The organism is Nocardiopsis trehalosi NBRC 14201 (genome assembly GCF_001552555.1).
Lineage (GTDB): Bacteria > Actinomycetota > Actinomycetes > Streptosporangiales > Streptosporangiaceae > Nocardiopsis_B > Nocardiopsis_B trehalosi.
In genome coordinates this window covers 1-9271 of the sequence record NZ_BCRK01000216.1, presented here as the reverse complement: position 1 = coordinate 9271, position 9271 = coordinate 1, and the positions used below count along the sequence as shown (strand labels likewise).

Here is a 9271-nt window from a genome sequence, read left to right as displayed (position 1 = left end):
GAGGGGCCCGCCCCGGACACGGCCGGGACGGGCCCCTCGCGCGGCACGGACCGCGTCAGCGGTTCCAGTCGGGGCGGACGCTGCCCTTGGAGGCCCGCGTCCCGCCCTTCTTCTCCCGGATGCGCATGCTCAGCTTCACCGGGCTGCCCTCGAACCCGAAGTCCTCGCGCAGCCGCCGCTCGATGAAGCGCCGGTAGTTGTCCTCCAGGAACCCGGTCGTGAACAGCACGAAGTGCGGCGGCCGGGCGTCGGCCTGGGTGGCGAACAGGATCTTCGGCTGCCGGCCGCCGCGCACCGGCGGCGGGGTCGCCGCGACCAGGTCCTTCAGCCAGCTGTTCAGCCGCCCGGTGGAGATGCGGGTGTCCCAGCTCGCCAACCCGGTCTCGATGGCCGGCACCAGCTTCTCGACGTGCCGCCCGGTCAGCGCGGAGATGTTGACCCGCGGCGCCCACGCGACCCGCGCGAGCTGCCGGTCGATCTCCTTCTCCAGGTAGTAGCGGCGCTCCTCGTCCAGGGTGTCCCACTTGTTGAACGCCAGCACCAGCGCCCGGCCGGACTCCACGACCTGCTCGACCACGCGGATGTCCTGCTCGGCCAGCGGCGCGCTCACGTCCATCAGCACGACGGCGACCTCGGCGCGCTCCAGCGCCGTGGACGTGCGCACCGTCGCGTAGTAGTCGGCCCCCTGCAACGCGCGGAAGCGCCGCCGGATGCCCGCGGTGTCGATGAACTTCCAGGTGCGGCCGCCCAGGTCGATCAGCTCGTCCACGGCGTCGCGGGTGGTGCCCGCCACGGAGTCGACCACCACGCGCTCCTCACCCGCCAGGCGGTTGAGCAGGCTGGACTTGCCGACGTTGGGCCGCCCCACGAGCGCGACCCGGCGCGGCCCGCCCTCCTCTTCCTCGGCGGGGGCCTCGGCCCGGCCGGGCAGGGCCGCGCGCACCGCGTCGAGCAGGTCGCCGGTGCCGCGCCCGTGCAGGGCGCTCACCGGGTACGGCTCGCCGACCCCCAGGTTCCACAGCACCAGGGCGTCGGTCTCCTGGAGTTCGCCGTCGACCTTGTTGGCGGCCAGCACCACCGGCTTGCGGGTGGCCCGCAGCACCCGGGTGACCGCCTCGTCGGCGTCGGTGATGCCCACGGTCGCGTCGACCACGAACAGGATGACGTCGGCGGTCTGCGCCGCGTACTCGGCCTGCCGGGCGACCATCGCGGCCAGCCCGCTGACGCTGGTCTCCCACCCGCCGGTGTCGACGAGGGTGAAGTCGCGGTCGGCCCACGACGCGTCGTAGGCCACCCGGTCGCGGGTGACCCCCGGCACGTCCTCCACGACCGCCTCGCGGCGGCCGATGATCCGGTTGACCAGCGACGACTTGCCGACGTTGGGGCGGCCGACGACGGCCACCACCGGCTTGACGGCGATCTCCCCGTCGTCCGCGCCGCCCTCTGCGGGCACGTCGGACGGGGCGTGCGTGTTCTCGCTCACGATTCCTCGGATTCCCCTGGATGACGCCCCCGCGCGCCCAGGTCGCGTACCGCGGGGGCCGATGGTCGGCCGCGCCCGGCGGGCGCGGCGGATGCGCCGCTACAGAGCGGCGGACCCCTGGCGGGCCGCCACCGCCTCGTCGGCCAGCTTGACGACGATGGCGACGACCTCGTCCAGGGACAGCCCGGTGGTCTCCAGCTCCAAGGCGTCGGCGGTCCGCGTCAGCGGCGACGCGGCCCGGCTGGAGTCGAGCAGGTCGCGGCGGGCGAGGTCGGCCTGCGTCGCCGCGACGTCGGCGGCCCGCACCTCTCGGCTGCGCCGGTGGGCGCGCGCCTCGGCGCTGGCGGTCAGGTAGATCTTGACCGCCGCGTCGGGGGCGACGACGGTGGTGATGTCGCGCCCCTCGACCACGATGCCGCCCGCCTCGCGGCGCGCTCGCGCGATGGTCTCGCGCTGGAGCGCCACCAGCAGCTCGCGCACCTGCGGCACGGCGCTGACGGCGCTGACGTTCTGGGTGACCTCGTGGGTCCGGATCTCCTGGGCGACGTCCGCGCCGTCCACCTGGACGGTGGGGGCCGACGGATCGGTGCCCATGGTGATGTCCGGGCGCGATGCCGCCGCCGCGACGGCTGCCGCGTCGTCCACATCGATCCGGTGCCGCAGCATCCAGAGGGTCATCGCCCGGTACATCGCCCCGGTGTCGAGATACCGCAGATCACGCGCCGCGGCCACGCCCCTGGCCGTGCTGGACTTGCCCGACCCGGAAGGCCCGTCGATGGCGACGACGATGCCCTCAGCGTTGCCCTGCGCGCTCACGTGGTTACTCTCCCCGGGGGTGGATTCCATCTCATCTCGACGATCCAGCCTACAGGCGCGGGCGCGCTGCTCCGCCCTCAGGCGTACACCGACCAGCCCCGCTCGGCCAGCGCGCGGGAGAGCGCGTCCGACGCCGCGGGCAGCACCGACAGCTGGGCGACGCCCACCGGCAGCCCGGGCGAGTGGTCGATCCGCACGTCCTCGATGTTGATGCCCGCCTCACCGGCGGCCGCGAACAGCCGGCCCAGCGCGTTGGGCTCGTCGGGGATCACCACGGGCAGCACCGCGTACTCCTGCGGGCGGGCCGCGCCGTGCTTGCCGGGGATGCGCTCGCGCCCCGCCCGGCCCCGGTCGAGCAGGTCGCGCACCGCGCCCGGGTCGCCGCCGGAGGCGGTGGCGCGCAGCGCGCCCGCCACCGCCGCCAGGTCGGCCGCGACCTCCTCCAGCACCCGGGCGACCGGCGCCGCGTTGTGCCGCAGGATCTCCGTCCACAGCAGCGGGTCGCCGCCGGCCACCCGGGTGACGTCGCGCACCCCCTGCCCGGCGAGCGCCAGCGCGGTGTCGTCGCCGCCCGCCAGGCGCGCGGCGACCGCCGACGACGCCACGTGCGGGGCGTGCGACACCAGGGCCACCGCGCGGTCGTGCGCGGCCGCGCCCAGGACGACCGGTTCGGCGCCGCACAACCGCGCCAGCCGGGTGACGGCGGCGACGGCCGACGGGTCGGCCTTCCCGGTCGGGCACAGCGCCCACGACCGGCCCAGGAACAGGTCGGAGCGGGCGGCGCTGGGGCCCGACTTCTCCCGGCCGCCCATCGGGTGGCCGGGGACGAACGTGGCCATGTCGCAGCCGAGCCGGTCGGCCGCCCCCACCACACTGTCCTTGACGCTGGCGGCGTCGGTGTACACGTGCGCCGCCCCGTCGTCCTGCAGCGCGCGCAGGACCCCGGGGACGGCGGCCGGCGGCGCCGCGATCACGGCGATGTCGGCCGGCGCCTCCGCGCCCGACGGATCGTGTGCCGCGCCCGCGCCCAGTTCGCAGGCCAGGCGCAGGGCGGCCGGGTCGGGGTCGGTCAGCCGCACCTCGACCCCGTGCTCGCGCAGCGCGAGCGCGATCGAGGTGCCGATGAGCCCGGCACCGGCGACGAGCACCCGGCGGACCGCCGGCCCCCGCGCCTCGACGTGGTCGCGTGACGTCCTCATACCCCTAGCCCTCTCCCCGCGGGGCGTGGCGGCCCCCGCACGCGGGGCCCGGGGCGGGGCCGCCCCGGGCCCCGCCCCGCCGTCCGTCACTGCGCGATGTCCAGCCGCAGCGCCTGCGCGCCGCGCAGGTACACGTGCTGCACCTCCGACCGCGGACGGTCGGTCTCGACGTGCGCCATCAGCCGGACGACGCGCGGCAGCGCGTGCGGGACGGCGATCTCCGTCGCGCACATCAGCGGCACGTCGGCGAACCCGAGCCGGCGGGCGGCCAGCGCCGGGAACTCCGCGGTGAGGTCCTGCGTCGCGGTGAACAGCACGCTGATCACGTCGTCGGTGGACAGCTCGTTGCGCCGGACCACCTCCGCGACCAGCTCGGCGGTGGCCTCCAGGACGAGCTCGCGCTCGTCCGCGTCCACCTGCACCGCTCCTCGGATCGCTCGCACTGCCACGGCCGGTCCGTCCCTTCCATCACTGTCGATGCCCGCCCGGGGCCCCGGGCGGGCGGTCACATCCCCGCGGCAGTGTAGAGCTCGCTGATCTCCTTGGCGGTCAGAGCGCGCATCGTGCCCGGCTTGAGGGCGTTCAGGTCGATCGGGCCGACCTGGGTGCGCGCGAGGTCGGACACGGGGTGTCCGACCGCGTCGAGCAGCCGCCGCACGATGTGCTTGCGGCCCTCGTGCAGCCGCACCTCGACCAGCGCCTTGGGGTCGACGTTGTCGACCACCCGGAAGGAGTCGACCTCGACCGGCCCGTCCTCCAGCTCCACCCCGGCCCGGACCTCGCGGATGACCTCGCGCGACACCGGACCCGGCACCTTGGCGATGTAGGTCTTGACGACCTTGTACCGCGGGTGGGTGAGCCGGTTGGCCAGCTCGCCGTCGTTGGTGAGCAGGATCAGCCCCTCGGTCTCGGTGTCGAGCCGGCCGACGTGGAAGAGGCGCTCCTCGGTCTGCCCCGCGTAGTCGGCCAGCGTGGGCCGCCCCTCGGGGTCGGACATGGTGCTGACGACGCCGCGCGGCTTGTTCAGCGCGAAGTACAGGCGGTCGGGCGCCGTGTTGACCCGCATGTCGTCCACCCGGATCTCGGAGGTCTCGGGGTCGACCCGGGCGCCGAACCGGCGCACCACGTGCCCGTCGACCTTGACCCGGCCCTCTGCGATCAGCTCCTCGCTGGCCCGCCGGCTGGCCACGCCCGCCTGGGCGAGCGCCTTCTGCAGCCGGATGCCGCCGGGGACGTCGGTGTAGTCGTCGCGGTCGTCAGCGGGGCGCTCCTCGCCGCGCGGGTCGAACTCGGCGCGCAGCGTGTTGAGCCGGGCGCGCGCGGCGGGCGACAGGTCGCGCTCGGTGCGGGCGCCGCCCCGGGGGGCGTGGTCGTCGCGGCGGTCGCGCGCGCCGGCGGAGCCGCGTCCGGGCGACCGCAGCACGGGGTCGCGCGACGATCCGACGCGCTTGGCGCCGCCGGACCGGGTCGGGCGCGCCGGGCGGTCGTCGCGACCGCCGGAGCGCTGCGGACGGTCGTCGCGGCCGCGCCCCTGGCCGCGGTCGTCGCGGTCGTCGCGCCGGTAGCCGCCGCGGTCGGAGCGGTCGTCGCGGCCGCCGGGGCGCTGCCCCGGACGGTCGTCGCGCCGGTAGCCGCCGCGGTCGTCACGCGGGAACGAGCCCCGGTCGGAGCGGTCGTCGCGCCGGTAGCCGCCCCGGTCGTCACGCGGGAACGTCCCCCGGTCCGTCCGGTCGTCCCGGCGGAAGCCGCCGGGGCGCTGCCCCGGACGGTCGTCACGGCGGAAGCCGCCCCGGTCGTCGCGGGAGGACGACCCCCGGTCGGAACGGTCGTCGCGGCGGTAGCCGCCGCGGTCGTCCCGGCCGCCCGAACGGGCGGCGGGGCGGTCGTCGCGGCCGCCGGGGCGCTGCCCCGGACGGTCGTCACGGCGGAAGCCGCCACGGTCGTCGCGGGAGAACGACCCCCGGTCGGAGCGGTCGTCCCGGCGGAACGAGCCCCGGTCGGAACGGTCGTCGCGCCCACCGGCGCGCTGCGGGCGGTCGTCGCGCCGGTAGCCGCCACGGTCGTCACGCGGGAACGAGCCCCGGTCCGACCGGTCGTCACGGCGGTAACCACCGCGGTCGTCACGCGGGAAGGGCGGGCGGTCGGAGCGGTCGTCGCGGCGGAAACCGCCGCGGTCGGAACGGTCGTCGCGCCCGCCGGAACGCTGCGGGCGGTCGTCGCGCCGGTAGCCGCCCCGGGCGGAGCGGTCGTCGCGCCCGCCGGGGCGCTGCCCCGGGCGGTCGTCGCGGCGGGCGGGGTCGCGGTCGTCGCGCCGGTACCCGCCGCGGTCGTCCCGCCCGCCCGAACGGGCGGCGGGGCGGTCGTCACGTCGGAATGAGCCGCGGTCGTCGCGCCGCTGGGGGCGTCCGGAACGCGATTGGTCGCCGCGCTCACCGCGCGGGGCGGACCGACCGCGCTCACCGCGCCGGTCGGAGGAGTCCCGCTCACCGCGGGAGCTGGAGTAATCAGGTGTGTTCACCGGTGTCGTCAAAACCTTCGATGTCGTCAGGCAGGAACGGTGCCAGATCGGGGAGTTCGTCCAGGCTGCGCAGGCCGAGGCGCTCCAGGAAGTAGCTCGTGGTGCGGTAGAGCAGCGCGCCGGACTCCGGGTCGTGCCCGGCCTCTTCGATCAGTCCCCTCACCACGAGGGTACGCATAACCCCGTCGCAGTTCACACCGCGCACGGCCGAAACCCGCCCTCGGGAGACGGGCTGCCGGTAGGCGACGACGGCCATGGTCTCCAGCGCCGCCTGGGTCAGCCGGACCTCCTGGCCCTCCTTGAGGAAGTGCTCCACCACCTCCGCGCACTCGGGACGTGTGTAGAACCGCCATCCGTCGGCGACCTGGCGAAGGTCGAAACCCCGCCCCTGGGCGGTGTATTCCCGCGACAGCTCCGCCAGGACCCGTGCCACCTCGTCGACCGGCAGGTCGAACGCCCGCGCCAGGTCGTACTCGGCGACCGGCTGGTCCACGACCATCAGCACGGCCTCCAGGTCGCGCCGGAGGTCGGCCCCCGCCCGGCCGCCCGCCTCGGCCGCCGTGCCTTCGGCCGCCGCGATGTCCCCGGCCGCCGTGTCCCCGGTCACTGTGGCCCCGGTCACCGTGTCCTCGCCCACGCTCACGCCTGCTCCTCGCTCTCGGAGACCCCGGGGGCCGCGCCGCCGCCCTCCGCGGCCGCCTCCCCGGCGTCGTCGTAATCGTCGTCGACCGCGACGTCGCCCTCGGCCGCACCGGTCCAGGTCACCGTCAGCTCCCCCAGCGGGTCCGGCTGCTCGAAGCCGACGTTGGCGTCACGGTACAGCTCCAGCAGCGCCAGGAAGCGGGCGACGACCTCGAAGGTACCGGTGCAGTCGGCCGTCAGCTCGGTGAAGGTCAGGGTGCCGCCCGCCCGCAGCGCGGCCACGACCAGGGCGCCCTGCTCGCGCACCGACGTCTTGGTCTGGTGGATGTGGGTGACCGGGACGCTCGGCGGCTCCTTGGGCGTGAGCGCGCGCGCCGCCAGCGCCGCGAACTCCTGCGGGCCCAACCGGATGAACACGTCCGGGCGCGCGTCGGCGAACCGCGGTTCGAGCCGCACCGCGCGGGCGAACCGCCGCCCCTGCGCGGCGATCCGCCCGGCGAGCAGTTCGGCGACCTCCTTGTACGCGCGGTACTGGAGCAGGCGCGCGAACAGCAGGTCGCGCGCCTCCAGCAGCGCCAGGTCGCCCTCGTCCTCGATCTCCCCGCGCGGCAGCAGCCGCGCCGCCTTCAGGTCCAGCAGCGTGGCCGCCACCAGCAGGAAGTGGCTCGCCTGGTCGAGGTCCCACGTGTCACCGTGCGCGGTGATGTGCGCGATGAACTCGTCGGTGACCTTCGACAGCGACACCTCGGTGATGTCCAGCTTGTGCCGGGAGATCAGCCCGAGCAGCAGGTCGAAGGGGCCCTCGAAGTTCTCCAGGTGGACCTGGAAACCGCCCTCGGGCGCCTCGTCGTCGGTGCTCATGCGGCCGGGGCCGGGTTGGTCGTGATCATGGTCCTAGGGTGGCACCGGTCGCCCGGCGCCGCGGTCAGTCGTCGGTCAGGCGCCGCACCAGCATGCTGGACTCGCCGTGCTCCTCGAAGTCGGCGAGCAGCACCGCCACCGCCTCCCGGACGACGCGCCCCCGGTCCACCGTCAGCCCGTGCTCCGCCCGCAGCGTCAACCGGGTCTGCTCCAGGGCGAGCAGCTCCGGCGCCGAGATGTACACCGTGATCTTCTCGTCGTGGCGCTGCCGGCCGCTGGGCTGCGGGGCGCGCCGCGGCTGCGCCCGCTTGCGGCGCGGCGCGGGCGGCGGCGCGACGGGTGCGGCGTGCACCGCGGGCTGCGGTTCCGGGACGGGTGCGGGGGGTGCGGGCTCGGCGGTCCGGGGCTCGGACGGGCGGAAGAACAGCTCGTCGGCACCCGGCAGGGTCACGCGTCGCGACCGCTGATCGGCCACCTGGCCAGCACCTCCTTCGCCAGTTCCCGGTAGGCGTTGGCGCCCGCCGACGAGGAGTCGAAGCGGGTGATGGGCTCACCGGCGACCGTGGCGTCGGGGAACCGCACGGTGCGGTTGATGACCGTCCCGTACACCTTGTCGCCGAACCCGTCGATGATGGTCGCCAGGACCTCCCGCGCGTGCAGGGTGCGCGGGTCGTACATGGTGCCGAGGAAGCCGTCGATGACGAGGTCCTCGTTCAGCCGCTCCTGGACCTTCTGGATGGTGTCCATGAGCAGCGCCACCCCGCGCAGCGCGAAGAACTCGCACTCCAGCGGCACGATCACCCCGTGCGCCGCCGTCAGCGCGTTGACCGTGAGCAGACCCAGCGACGGCTGGCAGTCGATCAGCACGACGTCGTAGTCGTCGATCACCGGGCGCAGGGCGCGGCCCAGCATGTGCTCGCGGGCGACCTCGCCCACCAGCTGCACCTCGGCGGCCGACAGGTCGATGTTGCTCGGGATCAGGTCGAGGCCGTCGATGTCGGTCTTGAGCAGCACGTCCTCGACGGAGACGTCGCGCTGCATCAGCAGGTTGTAGACCGTCAGGTCCAGTTCGCGCGGGTCGAGCCGGCCCAGGCCGACCGAGAGCGCCCCCTGCGGGTCGAAGTCGACGAGCAGCACCCGCCGCCCGTACTCGGCGATGGCGGCACCGAGGTTGATCGTGGTGGTGGTCTTACCGACTCCACCCTTCTGATTACACAGTGCTACGATGCGTGCCGGGCCGTGGTCGTCCAACGGCTCGGGCACCGGGAAGTTCGGTTTCGGTCTCTTCGCTTGCAGTGCGGCCCCCGTGCTGCGCGTTTCCCCCCATGGGTTGCTCGCCGGGCTCTCGGGCATGTCCGCGTCGGCGGGACCGGCGTCAGCCGCGTCCGCACCGTCGTACTCCGACCAGCTCACAACCCTTGACCTCCCTACGGACCGGCACCGCGCGGCGTCGGACGCCCTCCGATGGACCGGCCGTCGGAAAAACTCAATTTGTCGACAGCGACGAACCGTCGTGCCGCGACTCTAGAACGTCCGCACGGGTGATTCAACGCGACACTCTACGGGGTGCCGGGCCTCCGCACACCGACAGCGACGGGACTCCGCCGAATCGGTACCCGGGAGCCCCGTACCGCCCGCGATCGCGCGGCCCCTCCCCCACCCGGCCTCCGCCGACCGGAAGCGGCGGCTCCGCCGGATCACCGGCGACGGCTACGCTCACTCGATCGCCTTCGCACCCACCACCCGCGCGCA

At 74.9% G+C, this 9271-nt stretch carries 9 protein-coding genes; all 9 read right to left on the bottom strand.

The features are described from left to right. Window positions 1-55: 55 nt before the first annotated feature. On the bottom strand, window positions 56-1483 hold the full coding sequence (gene der, locus NT8_RS25030; protein ID WP_067974577.1) for a ribosome biogenesis GTPase Der: 1428 nt from the start codon (window positions 1481-1483) through the stop codon (window positions 56-58). 99 nt (window positions 1484-1582) lie between these two features. Continuing rightward, window positions 1583-2299, bottom strand: a complete 717-nt coding sequence (gene cmk, locus NT8_RS25025; protein ID WP_067974575.1) for a (d)CMP kinase — start codon at window positions 2297-2299, stop codon at window positions 1583-1585. A gap of 77 nt (window positions 2300-2376) precedes the next feature. After that, complete coding sequence (locus tag NT8_RS25020) at window positions 2377-3498, bottom strand: prephenate dehydrogenase (protein WP_067974573.1); 1122 nt, start codon at window positions 3496-3498, stop codon at window positions 2377-2379. Window positions 3499-3584: 86 nt separating this feature from the next. After that, window positions 3585-3947, bottom strand: a complete 363-nt coding sequence (aroH, locus tag NT8_RS25015; RefSeq protein WP_067974570.1) for a chorismate mutase — start codon at window positions 3945-3947, stop codon at window positions 3585-3587. A gap of 56 nt (window positions 3948-4003) precedes the next feature. Beyond that, complete coding sequence (locus tag NT8_RS28955; protein ID WP_084469262.1) at window positions 4004-6016, bottom strand: pseudouridine synthase; 2013 nt, start codon at window positions 6014-6016, stop codon at window positions 4004-4006. After that, window positions 6003-6659 (bottom strand): SMC-Scp complex subunit ScpB, encoded by a 657-nt coding sequence (gene scpB / locus NT8_RS25005; protein ID WP_394326600.1) that lies wholly within the window; start codon window positions 6657-6659, stop codon window positions 6003-6005. The genes NT8_RS28955 and scpB overlap by 14 nt, the downstream gene beginning before the upstream one ends. Continuing rightward, window positions 6656-7519, bottom strand: a complete 864-nt coding sequence (locus tag NT8_RS25000; RefSeq protein ID WP_067974568.1) for a segregation and condensation protein A — start codon at window positions 7517-7519, stop codon at window positions 6656-6658. The genes scpB and NT8_RS25000 overlap by 4 nt, the downstream gene beginning before the upstream one ends. Window positions 7520-7583: 64 nt before the next feature. After that, window positions 7584-7994: a hypothetical protein gene (locus tag NT8_RS24995; RefSeq protein ID WP_245646321.1), complete on the bottom strand. Its 411-nt coding sequence runs from the start codon at window positions 7992-7994 to the stop codon at window positions 7584-7586. Continuing rightward, window positions 7967-8932 carry a ParA family protein gene (locus NT8_RS24990; RefSeq protein WP_067974565.1) on the bottom strand — a complete coding sequence of 322 codons (966 nt, stop codon included), beginning with the start codon at window positions 8930-8932 and terminating at the stop codon, window positions 7967-7969. Before NT8_RS24990 ends, NT8_RS24995 begins: the two co-directional genes overlap by 28 nt. Window positions 8933-9271: the final 339 nt, after the last annotated feature.